The sequence below is a fragment of the Bowmanella denitrificans genome (genome assembly GCF_039522935.1).
Taxonomy (GTDB): Bacteria; Pseudomonadota; Gammaproteobacteria; order Enterobacterales; family Alteromonadaceae; genus Bowmanella; species Bowmanella denitrificans.
In genome coordinates this window covers 280-22,691 of sequence record NZ_BAAAEI010000001.1, presented here as the reverse complement: position 1 = coordinate 22,691, position 22,412 = coordinate 280, and the positions used below count along the sequence as shown (strand labels likewise).

General features: G+C 49.3%; 17 protein-coding genes. 12 read left to right on the top strand and 5 right to left on the bottom strand.

Annotated elements, in window-relative coordinates:
- Positions 1–24: 24 nt before the first annotated feature.
- Complete coding sequence (locus ABD028_RS00090) at positions 25–1,104, bottom strand: porin (RefSeq protein WP_343840182.1); 1,080 nt, start codon at positions 1,102–1,104, stop codon at positions 25–27.
- A 280-nt stretch (positions 1,105–1,384) separates the two neighbouring features.
- Between ABD028_RS00090 and lysC the strand changes: the two genes are divergently transcribed.
- The 5 genes from lysC to ABD028_RS00065 all read left to right on the top strand — a co-directional run bounded on the left by lysC (position 1,385) and on the right by ABD028_RS00065 (position 8,760).
- Positions 1,385–2,731: a lysine-sensitive aspartokinase 3 gene (gene lysC, locus ABD028_RS00085; RefSeq protein ID WP_343840179.1), complete on the top strand. Its 1,347-nt coding sequence runs from the start codon at positions 1,385–1,387 to the stop codon at positions 2,729–2,731.
- Positions 2,732–3,009: 278 nt separating this feature from the next.
- Positions 3,010–5,973 carry an outer membrane beta-barrel protein gene (locus tag ABD028_RS00080; RefSeq protein ID WP_343840176.1) on the top strand — a complete coding sequence of 988 codons (2,964 nt, stop codon included), beginning with the start codon at positions 3,010–3,012 and terminating at the stop codon, positions 5,971–5,973.
- A 198-nt stretch (positions 5,974–6,171) separates the two neighbouring features.
- Complete coding sequence (locus tag ABD028_RS00075; RefSeq protein WP_343840173.1) at positions 6,172–6,885, top strand: LytR/AlgR family response regulator transcription factor; 714 nt, start codon at positions 6,172–6,174, stop codon at positions 6,883–6,885.
- Positions 6,878–7,993 (top strand): sensor histidine kinase, encoded by a 1,116-nt coding sequence (locus tag ABD028_RS00070; protein WP_343840171.1) that lies wholly within the window; start codon positions 6,878–6,880, stop codon positions 7,991–7,993. Before ABD028_RS00075 ends, ABD028_RS00070 begins: the two co-directional genes overlap by 8 nt.
- Positions 7,993–8,760 (top strand): LytR/AlgR family response regulator transcription factor, encoded by a 768-nt coding sequence (locus tag ABD028_RS00065; protein ID WP_343840169.1) that lies wholly within the window; start codon positions 7,993–7,995, stop codon positions 8,758–8,760. Before ABD028_RS00070 ends, ABD028_RS00065 begins: the two co-directional genes overlap by 1 nt.
- A gap of 52 nt (positions 8,761–8,812) precedes the next feature.
- Here the strand turns inward: ABD028_RS00065 and ABD028_RS00060 are convergent, their stop codons facing one another.
- Positions 8,813–9,475 carry a carbonic anhydrase gene (locus ABD028_RS00060; RefSeq protein WP_343840166.1) on the bottom strand — a complete coding sequence of 221 codons (663 nt, stop codon included), beginning with the start codon at positions 9,473–9,475 and terminating at the stop codon, positions 8,813–8,815.
- Between the two features lie 112 nt (positions 9,476–9,587).
- Here ABD028_RS00060 and ABD028_RS00055 point away from each other — a divergent pair, with 112 nt between their 5' ends.
- From ABD028_RS00055 to ABD028_RS00025, 7 genes are all read left to right on the top strand, one after another.
- Positions 9,588–10,217, top strand: a complete 630-nt coding sequence (locus tag ABD028_RS00055; protein ID WP_102796308.1) for a YiaD family glycine zipper/OmpA-like lipoprotein — start codon at positions 9,588–9,590, stop codon at positions 10,215–10,217.
- A gap of 165 nt (positions 10,218–10,382) precedes the next feature.
- The gene (locus ABD028_RS00050; RefSeq protein WP_343840161.1) at positions 10,383–13,307 is read left to right on the top strand and encodes a TonB-dependent receptor; all 2,925 of its coding nucleotides are present in this window, start codon (positions 10,383–10,385) and stop codon (positions 13,305–13,307) included.
- A 133-nt stretch (positions 13,308–13,440) separates the two neighbouring features.
- Positions 13,441–14,334 carry an MBL fold metallo-hydrolase gene (locus ABD028_RS00045; protein WP_343840158.1) on the top strand — a complete coding sequence of 298 codons (894 nt, stop codon included), beginning with the start codon at positions 13,441–13,443 and terminating at the stop codon, positions 14,332–14,334.
- Between the two features lie 104 nt (positions 14,335–14,438).
- Positions 14,439–15,146, top strand: coding sequence for a LytR/AlgR family response regulator transcription factor (locus tag ABD028_RS00040; protein WP_102796305.1), 708 nt, complete (start codon positions 14,439–14,441; stop codon positions 15,144–15,146).
- The gene (locus ABD028_RS00035; protein WP_343840155.1) at positions 15,139–16,254 is read left to right on the top strand and encodes a sensor histidine kinase; all 1,116 of its coding nucleotides are present in this window, start codon (positions 15,139–15,141) and stop codon (positions 16,252–16,254) included. Before ABD028_RS00040 ends, ABD028_RS00035 begins: the two co-directional genes overlap by 8 nt.
- Positions 16,230–17,051: a LytR/AlgR family response regulator transcription factor gene (locus ABD028_RS00030; protein ID WP_102796303.1), complete on the top strand. Its 822-nt coding sequence runs from the start codon at positions 16,230–16,232 to the stop codon at positions 17,049–17,051. Before ABD028_RS00035 ends, ABD028_RS00030 begins: the two co-directional genes overlap by 25 nt.
- Before the next feature lie 133 nt (positions 17,052–17,184).
- Positions 17,185–19,242: a tetratricopeptide repeat protein gene (locus ABD028_RS00025; protein WP_343840149.1), complete on the top strand. Its 2,058-nt coding sequence runs from the start codon at positions 17,185–17,187 to the stop codon at positions 19,240–19,242.
- Here the strand turns inward: ABD028_RS00025 and ABD028_RS00020 are convergent.
- The 3 genes from ABD028_RS00020 to ABD028_RS00010 form a co-directional block, all read right to left on the bottom strand.
- A complete protein-coding gene (locus ABD028_RS00020; RefSeq protein WP_343840146.1) occupies positions 19,239–19,592 on the bottom strand; it encodes a hypothetical protein in 354 nt (117 codons plus the stop codon). The genes ABD028_RS00025 and ABD028_RS00020 overlap by 4 nt on opposite strands.
- A 68-nt stretch (positions 19,593–19,660) precedes the next feature.
- Positions 19,661–20,236 carry a PEP-CTERM sorting domain-containing protein gene (locus ABD028_RS00015; RefSeq protein ID WP_343840143.1) on the bottom strand — a complete coding sequence of 192 codons (576 nt, stop codon included), beginning with the start codon at positions 20,234–20,236 and terminating at the stop codon, positions 19,661–19,663.
- Positions 20,237–20,283: 47 nt separating this feature from the next.
- A partial coding sequence (locus ABD028_RS00010; RefSeq protein ID WP_343840139.1) for a PKD domain-containing protein occupies positions 20,284–22,412 on the bottom strand: 2,129 nt, incomplete at its 5' end.

Genomic DNA, 22,412 nt, shown 5'->3' with positions numbered 1-22,412 from the left:
GTATCTCCTGCCTGACGCTTGTCATCAAAACACTAAATCCACCCCAAAAGTCAGGGAGCGGCTGTCACCCGCCACCGCCAGGTTAAACGACTTATCATCTACTTTGTCATACTGCACTTTAAAGGCCGCAGAGGTATGGAAATCCCAGCGCAGGCCCACAAATGTGGTGTTGTGCTCTTCGCCGTCCTCGCCGTCTTTTTGCTCGTAGGTTGAGTAACCTACATATGGGGTTACACTATCCAGCCGGTAACCGAGTGTTAGCATGGCGCTGTCAAAGTTGCCGTCCAGATCCAGTCGGTTGAGCTCGGACAAGGCGAAGAACTGACCGAAATCCAGGTTCACCGCGATGCCGTAAAATCTGCCATCCCGCTCGGTAGAGCCATCCCAAGTTACCTGCTCGCCAGCCTGGAAGCGTTCGTTGGTGTAACGCATATGGGTAAAGCGCGCCTCAAACCAATCTTTATTCAGGGTCAGCACCCCACCGATTATGTTTTTCCATATCTCCCGCACCGGTTCGCGGAAGAAAAACTGGCTAAGCAGCCTGTTGTTGTCACTGTCTTCCCTACCACCATAGATGTTACCCGAGACAGACCAATCGCCCCACTCGCCGGTGTATAGTGCATTAATGCCGGTATAGTTAAAAATCTGCCAGGTATAGGTATCTGCTGGTGGTCGCATCCATACATAAGCAAAACCTACGTCATAGAAGTCCGAATAGTAAAAAAGCGGTAGACGCTTCTTGCCCGCTTGCAGGGTCCAGTTGTCGTTCAGCTCGTAAGACAGATAAGCCCATTCGAACTGCGCATCAAAGTCATCTGCACCTCGGGCTACTACTTGTGCGGTGGCACTCAAACCGCCCCCCATATCAGCCCGAACCTGCAAACCAAATAAGGTTTCAGGTTTAAATGACCATTCTTCTTCATAAGCCGATACGATGGGGTAGTCAGCCAGAAAAGTGGGCGGGATGTCATACTGAGGAGCACCGTCGCCACTCAGTACCTTACCAGCGTTAATACTGGCAAAACCGCTCAGATTAACATCGGCCATAGCCTGGGGGGCCGACAACCCTAGGGAAACCATCGAAGCCAGGAGGATCTTCTTCATTTGTGTCTCCAGTATTGAGGTGTTCATTGTTAAAAGTAGGCTGGCTAACCTAAAACTGGCAACTTTTGCTATGGCATATAGCAAATATTTTCGTTGCAAGCGGGGCAATTACGCTATGATGCGGGCCCAGGCGGTCGCAACAAGGCGATGCCGAATGGATTTCTTAGTTGCATATATTTTCATTTTTCATGAATTAAAATGCTGGTAACTTATGCGGCCCTGCCGCTGACAGATTAAGTCAGAATGCGGGACATCGGAGCATGTGTTTTTGGGGGGAACTATGTCGCTCAATATTGCCAAATTTGGTGGAACCAGCGTCGCCAATATAGACGCCATGCGCAATTGCGCAAAAATTGTGATTGATAATCCGTCCACACGTGTGGTGGTTGTCAGTGCTGCGGCCGGTGTAACCAACTATCTGGTACAGCTGGCCAATGAAGAGCTCACGTCAGAGCAAATCAATGATCTTATTACTAAGGTGGAAGAAATTGAGTTTGCCATTCTGGCCGGTTTGGAATCACCACCACATGTAATGGTGAAACTTAACGAATTACTGAGCTTGCTTCGTGAATTGGCCTTTCATGAAGAAATTCTGCACCGTCCTGATTTAAAAGACGCCATTTTATCATTGGGCGAACGCATGTCCTCACTGCTGTTTGCCGAGTTACTGTGCCAGATGGGGCAACAGGCCGAAAACTTTGATGCCCGTAAAGTGATCAAAACCGATAACGAGTTTGGTCAGGCTGAGCCTGATATTCAGGTCATTGCTGTACAGGCTGAGAAATTGATGAAACCGGAGCTGGAACGCACTGTATTGGTTACTCAGGGTTTTATTGGCTCTGATGAGCAGGACAATACCACGACCTTAGGTCGCGGCGGTTCAGATTACACGGCTGCACTGTTGGCTGAAGCCTTGGATGCGGATACCTGTGAAATCTGGACGGATGTTATAGGTGTGTATACAACCGACCCACGTATTACCGACAAAGCCCGTCCGCTGCCGGAACTGAGTTTTGAAGAAGCAGCGGAAATGGCCACTTTCGGTGCCAAAGTGCTGCATCCTGCTACTATGGTGCCAGCGGTTAGAAAGAATATCCGCGTGTTTGTTGGATCCAGTCGCGAGCCGGAAAAAGGTGGTACCTGGATTGCCAAAAATTGTCAGCAGGAGCCCCATTACCGTGCCCTGACCCGACGCAAGGATCAGGTGCTGGTTACGGTTAAAACTCCCAGCATGCTCTATGCGTCAGGCTTTTTACAGCAGGTATTTGAAATCCTGGCCAATCATCACTTAAGTGTGGATTTGGTCACTACCTCTGAGATTGCGGTATCCCTGACCATTGACAATCCACCTAATTCAGTGCGAGCCAGACTGAACAAGGCGACCATCGAAGATCTGAAGCAGATCAGTGAGGTCACCGTTGAGGAAGGCTATGATTTAGTGACGGTAGTGGGTAACAATATGCACAGTGCCGCCGGGGTTTCCAGCCGTATTTTCAATGCGGTCAGGGACTTTAATCTGCGTCTGATTTGTTACGGTGCCAATCCGCATAATATTTCTATTCTGGTCAAAGACGAAGACAGTACCGATGTCGTCAAAGTGCTGCACCGGGATTTGTTTGAGGAATAAGCTTGTCGCAGGTATTGGTGGGGTACAGCCAATACCTGCATAAACCTGTTTTGGCAAGATACACTGCGTTTGTCTCTCAATTTGCTGCCTTTACCCCTGACTTTGCCCGATTAATCCCTTAAACATAATTTTTAACCATTTGATACGAGTGTTTTACATTCGAATTCGTTCATTTGGTCACTGAGTCCTCTCCTGACGGTGGTGCACTGATAGCGTCACCAGAATCGGCGTAGTTGTGCGTCGATGTAAATCAATAATAACTCCACAGGAGATGTGACATGAGAGCGAAATTCAATAGGCGCCTGACTGCTATGGCAGTTGCTGCCGCATTGAGCTTTTCCAGCAGTGTTTGGGCTGACACTGGTGGTCTGCGGATCAGTATCGTAGATAACAACGGTAATCCCGTTGCCGGAGCCAAAGTCAAGGTTAGAACCCCCGACAGCTTGACAGATAAAGAAGCCGTATCCGATGCCGAGGGTAATGTGCGTCTGGTTGGTTTGGATGCATCGACCAAATATGAAGTGAGTATCACCGGGGCGGGCTATCAGCCACTGGTGGCCAATAATGTGCGTGTGGTAACAGGCAAAAGCCTGAGCCTTAGCTATCAGGTTTCCAGTGAGAATTTTGAAAAAATTGAAGTCACTGGTAAACAAATGGCGGCCATGGACACCACCTCATCTATGGTGGCAACAGACATTACCCTGGATTTAACCGAATCCCTGCCCACTGCCCGTAGCTACCAAAGTTATCTGCAACTGGTTCCAGGTGTTAAACCCAGCAACGGTGGTAACCCATCATCCAAATCTGGTGTGAACTACTCTGATATCCCAGACTCCCGATTTGGTAGTGCCGGTACTTCGTCAGACAACGTGTACTACATTGACGGCGTTAATGTTACCGACAACTCTGCCGGTACTTTTGGTGCGAACTTTAACTCTGAGATTATCCAGGAGCAACAAATTGTCACTGGTGGGGTACCGGCTAAATATGCTGGTGGTGCTGGCCTGGTTTCCCGGGTGGTAACCAAGTCCGGTAGTAATGAGTTCCACGGCTCCATCAACTATTATATGCAGAATGACAGCCTGGTGGCGGATTACAAAAACGATGCAACCAGGGAAAAGAGCTTCAGTAACTTTGATACAGCCGTCACTTTGGGTGGCCCGATAATTAAAGATAAACTGTGGTTCTTTGCCTCTTATCAGTTAAAGAATGAAGATACCGACGTGCCGGATCCTGACACTGGTGCAGTAGCCCGTTCAGTTGAACGCGAAGAAAAACTGGGTTTTGCCAAAATTACCTGGCAGGCCACAGATGATGATCGATTGACCTTCACCTACTTCAACGACCCGACCGATATTTCGGGAACGGATGTTGCCAGCACGCCTAACAACCGTGACCGAGTACGTAAACAGGGTGGTGATAACTATAAAATTGACTATACCCACACTTGGGACGACCTGATTCTGTCAGCTGGCTATATGTCGCATGAAGGTGAACTTAGTGATATTGCCAAAGATCAGGCTACCCGTAACGACGTGGCTTATATCGGGGGCAGTCCGACCAAAGCCGAGTTAAGTCGCGGCGGGTTGGGGTCGAATACCGAGCGTTTCCGTAATAAAGAAAATGCCTACATTAATCTGGAGTACTACCTGTACACCGATATGGGAGAGCATAAGATTGAATTTGGTTACGAACGGGAAGAAAACGAGAACTATACCAATCAGGTCTTTACTGGTGATGGTGCACAGTATACCTCTATTGCTTCAGCGCAAGCTGGTATTTCTCTGGACGAATATATAGCAGCAAGTTGGACTGGTGAGAAAGAGTTCAGCTCCGGTGATAAAGCGCGTTTTATCAATGCTATTAACGGCAGTGACAACAAAGCTTACTTCGTAGGGCTGCTGGATACTGACAACGATGGTGCAGTAAGCCAGGACGAGATCGGTGCGATGACCTTTAATAACACCTCGGGTAACCCGGACAACCAGGTGAATTCTTATCGTTCCTTGTTGTCATTCCAGGCACCTTCTGAGTTTGTCACTAAAGGCCAGGTTGTTTATCTGCAGGATACCTGGACACTGGATAATCTGACCATTGCTGGTGGTGTGCGCGCTGAGAAGTGGAGTCACTATGCCAACGACGGTAGCAAGATATTCACCTTCGACTGGGAATTTGCCCCACGTTTAAGTGCGGTTTATGACATCAATGGTGACGGTGAAAGCAAAGTCTGGGCTTTCGGCGGTCGCTACTATGATCCTATTCGTACTAACATGACCGCCTTTGCTGGTAACGTAAAAGGTAACGTGACCTCAGAACAAGTCATGATTGGCGATGAGTGGCTAACTTACAGGACTCGTGGTCCAGCCGATGCCATGTTTGCCCCATCCACTGCGACGCCATACACCGATGAGTTTATGCTGGGCTATCAGCAGAGCATTCTGGATGATATGAGTGTGTCATTTACCTATACAGACCGTAAAACCAAGGATATTCTGGAAGATTATGACCTGGGGCTTTATGCAGAAACCGGTGAATATAAAGATACCTTCCTGGAACTACCGTTGTCTTACTTTGGCTTCTCGGAAGTGCCGCGTACTAACTATGTGATTGCCACACTGGAAGGCGGTGTGCGTAAGTACAAAGGCTATGAAGTGGCCTTCCGTAAGCATAAAACCGATAACTGGCAGATGTTGGCGTCTTACACCCACAATGATGCAGAGGGTAATACAAACTCGGATAGTAACGCTGACTACCAGGGTGACTGGAGTGTACTGGATCCCCGCGCACCTAACCAATATGGTAAACAGCCTGGCAGCATTGACGATCAGTTCAAGATTGCCGCGTCTTACTTCTTTGACAATGGTATAGAAATTGGTGCGGTGTATAACTGGAACTCAGGTGTTCGTTACAGTGAAACCCAAGCCATCGGTGGTCGTCACCTGCCCGTATTTGTGGATGAAGCCTATGAATTCGGCGGTTGGACCGACACCTGGATCAAAGAAGGTGCGGTAGGCTCACATACCACGCCCTCTTTCGGCACCTTGGATCTGCGCGTGAAGTACAGCATGGATATCGATATCTATAAAGCTGAATTCTTCCTGGATATTTTCAATGCCCTGGACGATCAGGCTGTTACTCGCGAGCAGGATCTGCTGTCAGGTGACGGTACCTATGAGTTTGGTGAGGCCATGAACTGGGTTGAACCAAGACGTTTCTATCTAGGTATGCGCTTGTCCTTCTGATCGATTATCGATCACTTGTAAAGAAGCCAAGGCCTGTTACTTGGCTTCTTTTTTTCCCTATTGCAAAATCATGGGTAGTTAAGTTAAGGAGTTGCTAATTTGAGCTGAATTCTGATTCCTTTGACAGGTCCAGGCAGCAGGGTAAGGACAGTCTATTAATAAAAATAACTATAGATAATAAGTAGTTAGGGGAAACATATGTTTACTTGCATGGTAGTGGACGACGAAGAGTTGGCCAGGGAGCGACTAACCCGATTGATAGACCAGCGCACCGAGTGGAAGCTGGTAGCAGAGGCTGACAGCTATGCAGATGCTAAACAGTTACTGCAGGACCTACGTCCCCAGGTTTGTTTTATGGATGTGGAGATCATTGGTGGTAGTGGTATCAAACTGGCCACCGAATTAAGCCCTGTGCTAAATACCCGTTGGGTGTTTACTACCGCTTATGCCCAGCATGCACATAAGGCTTTTGAGATTGAAGCCGATGATTATCTGCTTAAACCATTTGATGATGAACGGTTTAATGCCATTCTGGAAAAACTGCGTAAAAGGCTGGTTTTAAGTGGTCCGCACCGTGACATTCTGGCCGTACGTTCCTCCGGGAATGTGCAGTTTATCAAAACCAGCGATATCGTCTGGATTAAGGGCGCGGGCAATTACCTTGAGTTGCATTGTCAGAATCGCACATACCTGCATCGTGAGTCCCTGACCAGCATCGAACAATACCTGAACCCGGCCAGTTTTGTGCGTATTCACCGCTCTGCCATCATCAATATTCATTATCTCAGTGCAATAAATAGCGAATTAGGGCGCTATAGTACGCTGGAAATGGCTAACAAAGATGAAGTACGCATAGGTCATACCTATCGCAAGCCATTGTTTCAGATGCTGGGGTTGGATATCGGTGAGTGAACATGATGCGGTTTCAGAGCAGCAGGCCCTGAATGAATCCTTATTTAAAAAGCCGAATTTTTGGGTTCTACATATTGGCGGCTGGCTTTTTTATTATCTGGTGTTGTTGTTTGATAACCTGTTTTTGTTTGGCAGTTATAACTATTTTGGCATCAGGATCGCCTATATTCTGATTCCTATCACCCTGATGGGCATGGCGCTGACCATTCCGTTGCGCTATTTGTTCAGGCACTGCTGGGGCTTAAAACCGGCACTGTTGGGGATGCTGATTCTGGGTGTCAGTGTGTTTCTCTCCGTGCTGTGGACCGTACCGAAAAACCTACTATTGTTGTATGCCAAAGGCGATGATCTGTTTGCATTGGGGCAAAGCCCGGGTTTTGAGTGGGTACATTTGTTTATGATGGTGAGTACCTCCTTCTTTATTATCATGGTGTGGTGCAGTCTGTACTTTGGGATTAACTACCATTTTCGCCTGGTGGATGCGCAGGTGCAGCGTTATCAGGCTGCGCGCCTTAGCCACCTGGCGCAAATTCGCATGTTGCGCTATCAGATTAACCCGCATTTTTTATTTAACAGCCTTAATGCGGTTTCTACCTTAGTCATGCGTGACGATAAGCAACGCTGCAACAGAATGCTCAGTCAGCTTTCTACCTTTCTGCGTTTTTCCCTGGACAGTGATCCGGAGAAAAAAATCCGCTTATATGAAGAAGTTCAGGCCTTAATGTTGTACCTGGATATTGAGAAAACCCGCTTTGGTGAGCGCCTGGAAGTAAAGATTCATATACAACCTGAAGCAGAAAATGCACTGGTCCCCAGTTTGCTGCTGCAGCCGCTTGTGGAAAACTCTATTAAACATGCCATTGCCAAGATGTCTCGTGGCGGAAAAATTACCGTCAAGTCCTGGCTTGAAGAGCATTATCTGCGAATTCAGGTACAGGATAATGGCCCCATGACCGACCTGGCTTTGATTCGACGTGAAGGGGTTGGGTTACAAAATATTACGGAAAGGTTAAAAGTGTTGTATCAGGATAAACAGCAAATCAGGTTGTATCTGGTCGAACCCAGTGGTTTGGGCGTAGATATTATTATTCCATACGAAGAAAGTTGATGAACAGGATTTCAGTCATTATCGCTGATGATGAACAACTGGCCAGAGAGGGCTTGCAACGGCAGTTGTCTATGATCCCCGGCTTGACTTTGATCGGTGTTTTCGCCGAAGGAGAAAAGGCCTTATCGGCTATTTTGACCCTCAATCCCGACCTGGTGATATTAGATGTTGAGATGCCTGGCATGGGCGGTGATGAAGTGATGAAGGCCATGCAGAGTCTGCGTCTGCAGACCAAGGTTATTCTGGTTAGTGCTGATGACAAACGCGAACAATATGCGCAGTGCTGTGATGGGTACTTACTAAAACCACTGTACCATGGAGCATTACGGGAGTGTGTCAGTAACTTGTTCAGCCCCTGCAGTGCTAAGCAGCCGGCATTATCTGTGTGTCGGGATGCGCAAGGCTACCCGGTTACTGAAACGAACGTCCATGAAGAAGCCGAGCTGTTTGTCAGGCTTAAGGCTGGTAACGAATGGCGAAAAATTCCCTATCAGCAAATTAACTGGATAGAAGAAGCCGGGGACTATGTGTGTATACACACCCAATGTGCTTCAGTGATGGGCAGACAAAGTTTGGCAGGTTTGGAAAAACAGCTTAGTCCGGATGCTTTTTGCCGCATCAGTTCCTCTGTTATTATCAATTTACAGCAAATGGAAGGCACATCGGCACTGTGCCAAAATGAATTGCAGGTGTACTTGAAATCTGGTGACAGATTTCGTGTGGGTAACGAATATCGCTATCTGTTTCAGAAACTGGCGGTTGAGTAATCTGGCAGAGAAGCTGAGCATATCAGACTCCTCTACCCACCAGTTGGCGTTATCAACTGTCAAAGAAATGGACCTGGCCTGTTTCCAAAGAATATTCCGCGCCCACCACCATTAATCCGTCATTTTTTATCAGATTTTCCAGAATCGCAGAACCATTACTCAAGGTGTTGACCGACATCCGCACGTTTGCACGTATGGCTTGTTCAGCAAGGGCTTTCTGATCGCTGCGCAGGTCAGTGTAAACCAAGGCTTCAACCGCAGGACGGATACGCTTGACGATTGAGCCAAGGTTCTTGGAAGGCTGGTCGGTGGGGCGCTGTAACTGCTCTAAGGTGGCATGCACCGCACCACATTTACTGTGTCCCATCACCACTACCAGGCGGGTACCAAATTGCTCAGCGGCGAATTCTACGCTGCCGATTTGCGAGGGCGCGACAATATTACCTGCTACGCGGATCACAAACAGGTCACCCAGGCCCTGATCAAAAACAATTTCAACCGGTACCCGGGAATCTGAGCAACCGATAATGACAGCAAAGGGAGCCTGGCTGCTGATCAACTTGTCCCGGCGATTTTCGTTGACTAGTCTCTCCAGTTGGCTTTCGCCGTCAACGAAACGTTTGTTGCCTTCCTTGAGTCTTTCCAGTGCTTGTTGTGCCGTTAGCATACTAATGTTCCCCATCTGTGTTTTTACCCGCAGGGATATTAACGACATAATGCCGCCTTGGAAATCCGATAAGATGTATCGCGGTCATTTATTTTCATTCAGGCCAGATTAAGTCTGATCCAATAGGCTAGAGTTGTTTTGTTCTGTTCAAGGAGTTGTTATGCAAAAAGCCCTGATTGTTTTTACCCTGTCAGCACTGGCGTTAACAGGTTGCCAGACTACCGCCACTAATACCCAGAAAGGTGCGGCCATTGGCGCCGTGGCGGGGGCATTATTAGGCAAAGCGACCGGCGATAATGCCAAAAGTCGCTATGTGTGGGGGGCGGCCGTCGGTGCACTGGCAGGTGCTGCCATCGGTAACTATATGGATAAGCAAGAACAGGAATTTCGCGATGAGTTAGCAGGCAGTGGCGTACAGGTTTACCGTGAGGGTGACAATCTGCGTTTGCAATTACCCGGCAGTATTACCTTTGCTACCGGCAGTGCCGCCATTTCTCAGGGCTTTCACCCCGTATTGCAAGACGTTGCCAAAGTGCTGAATAAGTACGAGAAGACGACCTTGATGGTGGAAGGGCATACCGATGATGTGGGCAGTGCCGAAAGCAATCAGAAGCTGTCGGAATCCCGTGCCAATGCAGTGAAGAACTTTTTGCTAGGCCAGCAGGTGGATTACCGTCGTGTTACGACTGTTGGCATGGGGGAGTATCAGCCTTTGGTAGACAATAATTCGGATGCCAATCGTCAGCAAAACCGCCGGGTGGAACTACGTATTTTGCCTGTTCAGGCCTGATTGAATTTATTACCGCTATCGCAGGGACGCGATCTACCTCGAACTGACGGAAATATCCCTCGCCCTGACTGACTTATCACTTCTCGTCTCCGACATCTGGCCACGCTGCTAGTGTCCCGTTAATCGGCCTTTTCAGGCCGGGATAACAATAAACGGAGACACGAGATGAAAAAGACATTCAACAGGCACCTGACAGCGCTGGCTATTACTGCGGCACTGGGCATTTCTTCATCGGTACTGGCAGCCGGCAGTTCTACCGGCAGTATCACAGGCTCAGTATCCGGCCAACTCAGCAGTGATATTGCTGTATTGGTCAAAAACCCGGCTACCGGATTTGAACGCACTATTACTCTGGACAGCGATGGAACCTTTCGTTTTCCACAACTGGCTATCGGCGATTATGAAATTTCTGTGGTTCAGGCCGGGGCAGTACTGGATACCCGCAACATACGCGTTACCGTAGGTAGCACCGCGGACGCTCGCTTCGAGTTGGCCAGAAATGACATGGAAGTGATCTCTGTGGTGGCAGCACGGGTATCGGCAGTGGATTTGAACGCATCGGACTCTGGACTGACTATCGGGGAAGCTGAGTTTGATAGGCTGCCGGTAGGACGTACTGTCACTGCTATAACCCTTCTGGCACCTGGCACGGTGCAAGGTGAGAGTCGCTTTGGCAACTTAGCGTCCTTCTCCGGCTCATCGGTAGCGGAGAACGTTTGTTACATCAACGGTATGAACGTAACCGATCCGGAAAAAGGCTTGGGCTGTGGCACCGTACCTTTTGAGTTCTATAAAGAATTTCAGGTAAAAACCGGTGGTTATTCGGCCCAGTATGGTCGTTCAACCGGCGGGGTCATCAACGCCGTGACCAAGTCCGGTACCAATGAGTTTGAATTTGGTGCTACTGCCTATTACACCCCGGATTATCTGGGCGATGGGCAGGTAGTGAAAAATATCAACGGCACTGTGTATAAGGACACTACATCCAATGAATATACGGAGCTGAATGTCACTTTGTCTGCTGGCGGCCCTATTATTGAAGACAATTTGTTCTTCTATGCAATGTATAACCCGCGTAAATCTGAGCGTAATTATGCTTATCCTTCCAGTGTGGGGGGCTTAAGAACCCGGGCTGATACGTACTTTCATGATGACGAGCGTTCAGACGCATTCTGGGGTTTAAAACTGGATTGGGAAATTAATGACAGAAACCGCCTGTCGTACTTTGGTTTTTCCGATGACAGCACCAATGAAAGGACCCGAACCGCATACAGCACTGTGACGCATGCTAAGGATCCCACCGCCAATTCCAGTCTGGTTGAACTGAAAGAGGGAGGTGCCACCCATACTCTGACATTTAACAGCGATATTACGGATGACTTTTCCATGTCCGTTTTGGCCGGGCGGTTTAAAACCGACCTGAGCATCATTCCATCTGACTCAGATTGCCCGCTGGTGGCGGATAACCGACCTGTGCCCACTGCGACAGGCTGCGGCTCAGGGGCGGCGGTAGACAACAACGAGCTGCAAAGAGATGCGCTGCGTATCGATTTTGAATGGGCACTGGACAATCACCTGATTCGTTTTGGCTATGACAAGGAAACCATTGAAGCTGAGCACACCACCGTGCCGGCTGGTGGCGCATCCTACACTTATGGACAAGTTGGCGCCGGTGCCATTATCCAGGGAACAGACTACACCAATAATACCGGCGGCCCGCTGGATTACGTGGCAAAACGAGTGTTTACCGGCGGTGGTAAATTCAAAACCGAAAACTATGCCTATTACATTGAAGATGTCTGGAGCGTGACCGATCAGCTTAACCTGACACTGGGCATTCGCAGTGATGTGGCGACCAACTACGGCAAGACTGGTGTCGCTTTCGTTAAACTGGATGATCAGATTGCCCCTCGTTTAGGTCTGACCTATGACCCGAGCGGGGATGGTTCATCAAAGATTTTTGCTAACTACGGCGAGTACTTCTTTCCGGTTCCTATCAATACCAATTATCGTACCGCATCCGGCATTGCTGATATGACGGAGTACCTGACCTTCAGCAGTATTAATGGTGCGGATGGTACACCTTCAGGCACTTCCTTGCTGGACACTAACGTCAATGGTACCGGTTCTATCCCTGATCCTGGTCTGTCTGCGGCCCCAGAATATTCCGCACAATCCCTGAAGGAATACATTGTTGGCTATCAGACCGAATTTAACGATGAGTATTCAGGTACCGTAAGGGCTACCTATCGTACCACCGACAATATGGGTGACGACTATTGCGGTGAAGAAATTGATCCCAGTAATCAGGGGGCCATCTGTACTTTGTTCAATCCTGGCAAAGGCCACACTTTTGCTCAGGATGTGGATGGTGACGGTAAGATCGATCCTGGCAGTCAACGCTACTACACCGCCGAAGAATTGGGCATACCTGAAGGTAAGCGAGACTACAGTTCCGTGCAGTTTGAACTGGTACATCGCTCTGAGAATCTGATGTGGACCGCACAGTATGTCTGGTCCCACAGCTATGGTAACAATGAAGGCGGCGTCAACTCAGACAACCTGCAAACCGACACCGGCGTCAGTTCGTTCCTGGATTTTAAAGCCAGTGCCATTGGTGCCAATGGTAACTTGCCCAATGACCGACGCCATGCCTTTAAGTTCTACGGTTCGTATAGCATCAATGATGATCTGTCGGTCGGCTGGAATGCCTCATTAATTGATGGCCGTCCACTGAGCATTCGCGGGCGTAGCTTCCCTACCGATCTTGGCTATCTGCAGCCACCCTATGGTGACACCTACTATGTGTTCAATGCGGCGACTCAGCAATATGTGTTCAACTCTCGTGGCAGCGCTGGCAGAAGCCCTTGGGTATTCAGCCTGGATGCGTCTATGACCTATCAGTTCAACATAGGTGAAATGGATGGCAGGGTGTCTTTGGACGTGTTCAATCTGCTGGATACGTCGCAGACGCTGGCGGTGAACGAACTGGCCGAGACCCAATCCGGCACGCCTAATCCATTTTATGGTCTGCCGATGAACATGCAGACGCCAAGACAATTACGACTTGGTTTAAATCTGGCATTCTAAGCGGCCAAGGCAGCGGTGAATCGATGTTCACCGCTGCCACTTATCTGCTTAGTGAACATTGCATCGCTATTGGCTCTATGTGCTAAAACGAACTATTTTGTTGTGGTTGCTGAATCGTTGTGGGAAACACCTGATGCGGACGCTGTTGTTATGTTATTACCTGATGGTGGGCCCGGCCCTGGCTGATGTTCAGGTTAAACGTTTTTCCACCACAGAGGTTGATTGGTCTGCCAATGCATACTGGCTGGCCAATGAGCGGCAGATCCTGTTAGTGGACAGTTTGCTTAGGCGTTCTGATGCACTGAATTTTGCTGCAGTTATTAAGGCCCAGAATAAGCCGGTGGTTGGCTTATTGCTCACGCATCCCCACCCTGACCACTATATGGGAATATTAGCCCTGAAATCGGTGCTGGGGGATTTTCCGGTTTACGCCACTGCGGCCACAGCCGCAGGTATCAGCAAGGACTTTGAGCAGTTTAAACGCCAGGGCGCCAGGCAGTTTGGTAACGACCTATGGCTGAATAATGCGCCTCAGGTCCAGGTGATTTTGCCCAGTCCGGGGCAGGTCCTTATCGGCGACTTTTCCATACTGGTTGAGGACTTTAGCGGCGGTGAGTCGGTTAATGCGTCGGTCTTCTACCATGCTGACAGCCGCAGTTTGTTTGTGGGTGACCTGCTGATGGCACATCATCATTATTACGTTGGTGATGGTGACTTACCCAGAATTCTGGCCCAATTTGAGCGTTTGCAAGCCAGTTATACTGGCAAGGCAGATCACTTATATGGTGGTCATGGCGACAGCGGTGGTTTTCAATTAATTGAAGAGCAGCGTCGCTACTTGCTGGACCTCAGTCAGTTAGTCGATGAACAACTCTCTGATGCGAATATCAGTCAGCCTCAGATGCGGGTTCAACAGATTATTCAATCCATGCTGATTAAATACGCTCACCTCGGTGACTACGGCTATCCACCTGGCACCATACTGCAATGGAATTTACAGGCTATTCAAAAGCATCGTCATCCTTGATGTTGACCTTTCGCCTTTTACCACCGCATTCCAGCTTGCCATTGTCGTATGCAGATTAATGACACCGCTATAGTGTCAGCTAAGTGGTAAGTCCCGGAGGTTGTATGTTTGATTGTGTGATTGTGGATGACGAGGTGCTCGCCAGGGAGCGGGTTGCCCATTTACTTAAGCAGCGTCCGGGCTGGCATGTGGCTGCCGAGGCCCGTGAGTACAACGAGGCCAGAGCCTTGTTGCTGCAGCTCAAGCCGGCCGTATGCTTTATGGACATTGATATTATTGGTGGCAGCGGCTTTCAACTTGCCGATGAGCTTCGAAGTTACCTGGATACCCGCTGGGTCTTTACCACGGCATATGCCCAGTATGCGGTGCGGGCCTTTGAGCTCAATGCTTTTGACTATCTGCTCAAACCATTTGAACCTGAGCGCTTCGAAGCCGTCCTGGAAAAACTGGAAGGACAATGCAAGGGGAGGCCCCTGGATACCCTGGCCATTCGTTCACTGGGCAATGTCCAGTTTATCCGCACCAGCGATATTTTATGGGTTAAGGGGGCCGGGAATTATATGGAGCTGCACTGTAAGGATAAAACCTATTTGTATCGCGAATCCATGGCGGGTATGGAGGCCTGCCTGGACCCCAGCCAGTTTGTTCGGGTGCATCGCTCCGCCATGGTGAATTTAAAATTCTTGCGGGCCATCAACAGTGTGACAGGGCGTTACAACAGCCTGGAGATGAGTAATGGTGATGAACTCAGGATCGGGCAGGGCTATCGTAAATCCCTATTTCAGCAGTTGGGACTGAATCTACATGAGTGAAGTTGCGCAGGCGGTTTCAGCGCGAAAGCCGTCGTTTTGGTTACTGCAGACTGCCGGTTGGTTGTTCTACTACTTATTGATGCTGACAGATAACCTGTTGTTATTCGGCAATTATAATTCATTGGGATGCAGCATATTTTATGTGCTGATGCCGATTACTTTGATGGGCTTTGTTTTAACCTTGCCAGTTCGCCATTTGTACCGGCGCTGCTGGGAGCTGTCTTTCCTGTGGCAGGCGGTAATGATTCTGCTGGTTAGTTGCCTGCTGGCTGTGTTGTGGATAGTGCCGAAAAATTTGCTGCTTTACTGGGCGATGGGGGATGATATTTTCAATCTTGCCGCCAACCCCAAATTTGAGTGGCAACATTTGTTTATGACTGTCAGCAACTCGTTTTTTATCATGATGGTATGGAGCAGCCTGTATTTCGGCATTAACTATCATTTTCGTTTGGTACAGGCTCAGGCACTGCAGTTACGTTCCGCCAGACTTAATCACCTGGCGCAGATCCGTATGTTGCGCTACCAGATTAACCCACATTTTCTGTTTAACACCTTAAACGCACTGTCTACGCTGGTAATGAAAGGAGATAAAGCACGCAGCGGTAAAATGATTGGTCATCTAGCCACGTTTTTGCGTTTTTCACTGGACAGTGAACCGGATAAGAAGATTCGTCTGCATGAAGAAATCAAGGCACTGATGATGTATCTGGAAATTGAAAAGGTACGTTTCTCAGACCGCCTGGAAGTGTCTGTCTTGGTGGACGAGGATGCGCAGATGGCTTTGGTGCCTAGCTTATTAATACAGCCTTTGGTGGAAAATTGCATAAAACACGCCATTGCTAAAATGTCAGACGATGGCCAGATTACTATCAAAGGTTGGCGGGATAACAAGCTGTTACATTTGCAAGTTGCAGATAACGGCCCTTTGACCCATGTTAATCAGGTAAATCTCAGTGGTGTGGGCCTGCAAAATATCATAGAACGACTGGAAGTTCTGTATGGAGAACGGCAGTCGTTGACCATGGCGGTGGCTAATTCACACGGGCTGAGCGTCACTATCGCTATTCCGTTTGAAGAAGACCCATGGACCGAATCTCTGTCATCATAGCCGACGATGAATTACTAGCCCGCGAAGGTCTGGCTTTATGCCTGGCAGAAATTGACAATGTTGAGCTACTGGCCAGTTGCCGTAACGGCAGGGAAGTACTGGAAGCTATAGAGACCTATCAACCGGATTTATTGTTACTGGATATTGAGATGCCCTTTTTAAGCGGTGTCGAGGTGGTGGATGCCATCAATCGCAGCCAAAGCTGCTGTGCTGAAGTGGTCTATGTCACCGCCTATGCTGACTTTGCCGCTGGTGCCTACACGCAGGGCGTGAAAGATTATATTCTCAAACCTGTCAGTTTGGAGCGTGTACGCGAATGCATCGCGGCTTATGTCAGACGTCGTCAACTCAGATCAGCAGCGCAGGCGGTGCAGGAATTTGACCAGTTAGTGCGCCAGCGCACCGGCAAAACCTTTAATGGTGTGCTGCAGCAGCTACAACAGGACGATGATCGCAGCCTGGCTACCCTCAACCCCTATATCTCGCTGAAAAACGGCAACGAATGGTTACGGGTCAAGGTGGCAGAAATCAACTGGGTCGAGGCGGCAGGAGACTATATCTGCGTACATACCGACAAGGCATCGTTTATTGCCAGGCATACATTGGGTGGGCTGGAAAGCAGTCTGGATCCCCAGCGTTTTTGCCGGGTCAGCCGTTCGGCCATTATCAATCTTGAACAACTGCAGCGTCTGACCCCTAATTCCAATGGCGAATACTTTGCCTTATTGCAAAGCGGGGAGCAGGTTAAAGTCAGCCGTAATTATAAAGCTCGTTTGCAGGAATTCAGCGGTTGCTAAGTCTCATATTCATCTGCCCGTAATAAAGCAACCTTTGAAACTACCCTCGCCATCAGGTTAATCTATAGGCCTTTTTTGGCCCATGTTGTTCCGGTGCCAACGTCAATGACAGCTATTGGAAAAAGGAACAGGTGTGGCGTCCGAACAAGGGGCAGGTAGCAACAGCAAGCGGGAAAGAGGAGTACAAGCCTCTCCAGCCAAACTCCGGGCTGCCATGTTGGCCGCCGGGATCAAATCGCAAATTGAAGTGGCCAAACGTATTCAGGATGCTGAAGGCCTGGATAAATTGCCCCGTACTCTGGTTAATCGTGTATTCCGTGGTGAAGCGGTAGACCCTGTAAGCATTGAGCGGGTGGCCAGGGCGCTGGATACCGATGCCTGGACCTTGTATCTAAGTACCCAGGAAGACCAGTCGGCAGACACTTTGCCTCAACCCGTTTTAGATAATGTTACTAATACACTGCCGGTGAGTTCTGCTGCTATGCAGGTTGGGTCAGCACAAACCAGCCGCAGATTCTGGTTATGGGTCATGTTGCTGACGCTGGTCATCGTACTGTTGTTAATTAACCTGATATGGCAAGGCGGCAATCCAAGAAAGCTATTGCCTACCTTTACCGCCCATTCCTTTGTCACACCCAGTGTGCTGATTCGGTTCGAAAACCCTGAATTGGACCGGCTGGTTGCGGAACTCGAAGAACAATTGAAAGCCGATTTTAACGTTGCCGTGTTGGCACCCAAACCAGACGACTTATCTGCTCTGGCTCTGGACTTGGCCAGGGAATACCAGTCGGATGCGGTGATCAGTGTTGATGGCAAGCAGTACGGGCGTTATATCCGGTTGCGGGTTATGACCTATTACCAGGGAAATGACAGCATTAGTTTATACAAAGTGCTTAGCCGCCCTGACGTTAATCAGCAGGCCGACAGCCTGGCAACCGAACTGGAGCAGAAGATCAGTGAGTATATTTTTGTCGGTTCAACTGCCTTGATGCCATCGGATAGCCAGATTCGTGCCTGGGACCATTATCTACAGGCCAGGCAATTAATGGATGAAAATAAAATTGAGAATTGGTCTGGCTCAGAGAAAATTATTAACCTGCTTTTTTCCGCTTTGCAGCTGTATCCGCAGTTTGCTGTGGCTGAAGCGGCCTTATGTGAGACCTATATGTGGTATAGCCTCGAAGGTCATGAAAAACAACGTTTGGAGCATGCCGCCGCACATTGCCAAAAGGCGCTGCAATTGGATGCCGGAAACAGCTATGTTATGAGCAGTGCGGCACTGTTGCAGCGTCGTTTGTATGGTGCTGCCAAAGGGGTTGAAGAGTTCAACAAAGTGCTCGATGTCTGGCCGGATAATCTGGATGCATTACAGGGGTTGGGGGCCAGCTATCTGTTGGCATTCAATGACACCAGCTCCGATATGGTTGGCGTGGCAAAGCGTGCGGAACAAGTGTTGAATAAGGTTCGGGAGATTGAGCCAGACTATTGGTATAACCATTATCAACTTGGCGCGCACTATTTTTATCAAGGTCAGATGGAACAGAGTTTGGAGTTGTTCCAATATGCTGCAGATTTAGGTGGGCAGGCCATTGCCTATAATGGACTGGGTGCTGTGGCCTATTGTCTTAATCATCTGCAACAGGCTAAGATGGCTTTTGAAAAGCTGTTGGTGTTGCATCCAGATTCGCACCTGGCAGAAGAGCAGCTAGGTATGATTGCATTTTTTCGTCAGGACTATCAGCAGTCATTGGCATTACGTCTTTCTGCACTGCAAAAAATGGGGGATCCTGACCAGATAGGTTATCACCAGGTGTGGGCCAGCATTGCTGCATCCTACGCTGCTTTAGGCAGTAACACTGAGGCTATTGACGCTTACGAGAATGCGTTACGGATTATTAAAAGGGACCGGCTACGCAATAATCTGACGGTATGGGCAGAAATCGGCGAAATCCTTTACCAGCAAAAAATTAACCGTTTACAGGGCCTGCCGGTTGATGTTTCTGATGCACAACGAACACGTTTGCTAGACCTGGCAACACAAAAACTGGAGCCAGGCGCCATTGCTGCGCTGGCCAGTTTGTTGCAGGAGCTGGACTATATTGAGCCGTCGGAACAGTTATGGCTACAAGCCATAACCATTTGCCCCATTTATCAAAATTTAAAAGATATCACTGCGGCTCAACAAGGCTAGCCCTTGTCAGTACCTGAAAGTTTCTGATAGATGCTGATGGCGAAGTTTATCAGCAGATAACCCAGGGTGAGCACCATGCCAAACAGGAAAAACATGGCTGCGGCCGAGCGCATGGCATCAACGAAGGTTTTACTCTGCTGATATTGGATAAAAAAGATAAGCATCCCCAGCATCAGGGAAATTTCCCAAATTCCTTCAACTATCGCTTTGTATTTATTTTTCTTTGCCTTGCTGTGTTGCCGCTCTATACCAACAGCACTTAACTCAGTCTGTCCGGTACCTGAGCATTGCGGACAGGATTCCACATCTGCTAACCGACCGCTGCCTAAGCAGCGACTGCAAATTGCCATACTCAAATTTCCCTCTGAGCTGCACTATTTGGCAGCCCCTTTTTACCGAGGCTGCAATTATCTCTGGTCTATCGATAGGTGCGGCTGCGCTGCAGCTTTAGAAGACCAACTGCAAACAACAGCAGCAGCCAGGTCTGTGGTTCAGGGATGCCTGTGCTATTTGCCTGTACTTCGATGGTGGCGGCCACCCAATCCGTACTAAAAGGCTGGGCCAGCTCATCAGACAACAAGATACTGCCGAAATTAACCAGGCTGGTACCGACCGCCCCAGCGCTAAATTGCAAGGTGGCCAGGAGCAGGCTGTCAGGCTGTGTACTTAGGTCAAACAGACTGGAAACGCTGGCCAGGCTAAGGCGATTTCCTGCAATAGTCAGATCACTAAAATCCAGCCATTCGGCGCTAAACAGGGCAGATTGAAACAGGCTGACGCTTGGGTCAAAGAAAAGCTCAATATCAAAACCACCTAAATTCACGTTCTCAAGCCCCGACACCCATAACTCCAGGCTGACATTGTCGCCCTGTGTAACGGCTTGATTGACTGCTGAACCATCGTTGCTAAAGGCCAATATAGGCGCGGCCTGAGCGGAAAGACTTAAATAAAAAGCAAGTAAAGTAGTACTGACTAGTGCGGTAAGTTTTTTCATCTTAATTCTCCTTAAAGACCCCGGCACAGCTGCCGGGGCAAAAACGCTTAGTTGTTGCTGGCAGAGGCGCAGCCGGGCAGTGAGCACTGCAGTACACAGCCCCTGGCATCCAAGATGTTAATCTGACCATCCGCATTCCAGTCGGCGCGGTCGTCTTCGCCACTGGCCGGCGTATTGCGTCTGGCCATAATGGCGCGGATATCGCGGCTATCGATAAACAGATCGCCATCGATATCACACAGCTGCGGTTGTTGTATGGGCTCCTGCACCTCAATGGTGAGGGTGTCACTGGCACTGTCCTGACCGTCAGAAACGCTCAACTGCAAGCGATAGATACCGGCTAAATCCGCACTGAACTCACTGGTCGCGGTGTTAGGGGAGTGGATGGTTGCGCTACTGCCCGTTGGCGTTGACAGCACTGTCCATTGGAAACTCAGCGCAGCGGGGCTGTTGTCCGGGTCATAACTCAGGCTGCCATCCAGCATCGCCGTCTGGCCCTGCTCAATTTGTTGGTCGCTGCCTGCATCTGCCACCGGAATGGCATTGGCCGTCACAGTGACCATCAGCGAATCGGCGGCAGAAACAGCACCATCGGTTAAGCTTAGCGACACCACATATACCCCGGCGTTATCCGGCATAAAGCCGGCCTGCAGCTCCCCGCTGTTAACAATATCGTTGCTGCTTAGTTGGCTACCCTGCGGTACGGATACAAACTGCCAGGCAATTTCGGTATTGATGCAAGCGCTACTGATCAGCGATGCAGAGCCATCCAGTTGTACCTGATTGCCTGTTTCTACTGCCAGATCCACTCCGGCATTGGCATTTAGCTGGCAAACAGGTACGTCGGCCACTGCCATGGTCAGCAGGGTAGTGTCTGTTAGCTCACCGTCAAATACGCTAAGTTGCAATTGATAGTTGCCTGCCAAATCCGGGCTGAAGCTGGCCAAGGGGCTTTGAGCTGATTGAATATCACCCTGCTTCAATCCACTGCCTGTCGGCAGGGCAATAAATTGCCACTGAAAGCTTAGCGCGGCCGGGCCATTATCAGCATCACTGGATGCACTGCCATCCAGTGTAACGGCGGTCCCCACTAATAAATCGCCGCTGTAGCTGGCTCTGGCCACCGGCGCAATATTATCAGCCAGGACTTCTATACTTAGTTGATCTTCCAGGCTGCTATCTTCTCCATCGTTGACAATCAAACCCAGGATATAGATGCCGGGGATATCGGTAGTCAGATTGGGGGTGACACTTTGCGCATCGCTGAGCATGGCCTGGCTGTTTTGTGGCAGGCTGATAATACGCCATTGATAGCTCAACAGGTCGCCATCGGCATCGCTTGAGGCTGAACCATCCAGTGCAATATGTGTATTTTCGCCTACTTGGCGGTTCTCACCTGCTTCAGCCACCGGAGCGCGGTTGACCACCAGCACCAGCGCGTCTGCACTGTCGCTTAGCAGGCCGTCATCCACCGTCAGGCGGAAGCGATATTCACCACTGATATCGGATACAACATCAGCCAAGGCCGGGTTATTGCTGTCAACATTGACCTGGCTAACATTACTGCCAGTTGGTGCAGAGAGTAATTGCCATTGATAATGCAGTGGTTCGGGGCTCTCATCGGGATCAAAAGAGCCACTGCCATCCAAATTGATCGTCTGAATTTTATGCACTCGCGTGGGAGCTGAGGCGATAGCAATAGGTTTTTCGGGATCAGGAGCAACCTGAGGGAAGTTATAGTTAATCACATAGGGTGCAATTTGGTTTGAATTGCCAGTGCCATCTTCAACAATAAACAGATAGTTGCCGGACTCCGGAATCGTCAGGGCGGTCCAGCCTGCGACATCATAGCCTCCTGAGTGGGTAAAAAAGCGACCATCCGGGTAGTAAAGGGTGATATAGGGATACAGCCCGGTAGTATTAATGTCGGTGACGGTCAGATAGATTTCGTCGCCTTGATTGGCGGCAAACCTGTAGCTGTCCAAATCTCCCCAGGTGGTGTCTTGCGCATAACTACCTGATAGATCCAGAAAGCCAAATTCGCTTTGCGTTAATGAGGTGACTAGATGGATCTGATAGTTGCCTGTGGCATTGGAATTACCAGTGCCGTCTTCCACTACCAGGGTATAAGTGCCGGATTGCTTGGCTTCGAGATTATAGAACTGGGCGGTGTAGT

What these genes read in the sequence shown, in the direction of transcription:
- ABD028_RS00090 (WP_343840182.1), bottom strand. Translation starts at nt 1,104, where the DNA reads ATGAAGAAGATCCTCCTGGCTTCGATGGTTTCCCTAGGGTTGTCGGCC.
- lysC (WP_343840179.1), top strand. Translation starts at nt 1,385, where the DNA reads ATGTCGCTCAATATTGCCAAATTTGGTGGAACCAGCGTCGCCAATATA.
- ABD028_RS00080 (WP_343840176.1), top strand. Translation starts at nt 3,010, where the DNA reads ATGAGAGCGAAATTCAATAGGCGCCTGACTGCTATGGCAGTTGCTGCC.
- ABD028_RS00075 (WP_343840173.1), top strand. Translation starts at nt 6,172, where the DNA reads ATGTTTACTTGCATGGTAGTGGACGACGAAGAGTTGGCCAGGGAGCGA.
- ABD028_RS00065 (WP_343840169.1), top strand. Translation starts at nt 7,993, where the DNA reads ATGAACAGGATTTCAGTCATTATCGCTGATGATGAACAACTGGCCAGA.
- ABD028_RS00060 (WP_343840166.1), bottom strand. Translation starts at nt 9,475, where the DNA reads ATGTCGTTAATATCCCTGCGGGTAAAAACACAGATGGGGAACATTAGT.
- ABD028_RS00055 (WP_102796308.1), top strand. Translation starts at nt 9,588, where the DNA reads ATGCAAAAAGCCCTGATTGTTTTTACCCTGTCAGCACTGGCGTTAACA.
- ABD028_RS00050 (WP_343840161.1), top strand. Translation starts at nt 10,383, where the DNA reads ATGAAAAAGACATTCAACAGGCACCTGACAGCGCTGGCTATTACTGCG.
- ABD028_RS00045 (WP_343840158.1), top strand. Translation starts at nt 13,441, where the DNA reads ATGCGGACGCTGTTGTTATGTTATTACCTGATGGTGGGCCCGGCCCTG.
- ABD028_RS00040 (WP_102796305.1), top strand. Translation starts at nt 14,439, where the DNA reads ATGTTTGATTGTGTGATTGTGGATGACGAGGTGCTCGCCAGGGAGCGG.
- ABD028_RS00035 (WP_343840155.1), top strand. Translation starts at nt 15,139, where the DNA reads ATGAGTGAAGTTGCGCAGGCGGTTTCAGCGCGAAAGCCGTCGTTTTGG.
- ABD028_RS00030 (WP_102796303.1), top strand. Translation starts at nt 16,230, where the DNA reads ATGGACCGAATCTCTGTCATCATAGCCGACGATGAATTACTAGCCCGC.
- ABD028_RS00020 (WP_343840146.1), bottom strand. Translation starts at nt 19,592, where the DNA reads ATGGCAATTTGCAGTCGCTGCTTAGGCAGCGGTCGGTTAGCAGATGTG.
- ABD028_RS00015 (WP_343840143.1), bottom strand. Translation starts at nt 20,236, where the DNA reads ATGAAAAAACTTACCGCACTAGTCAGTACTACTTTACTTGCTTTTTAT.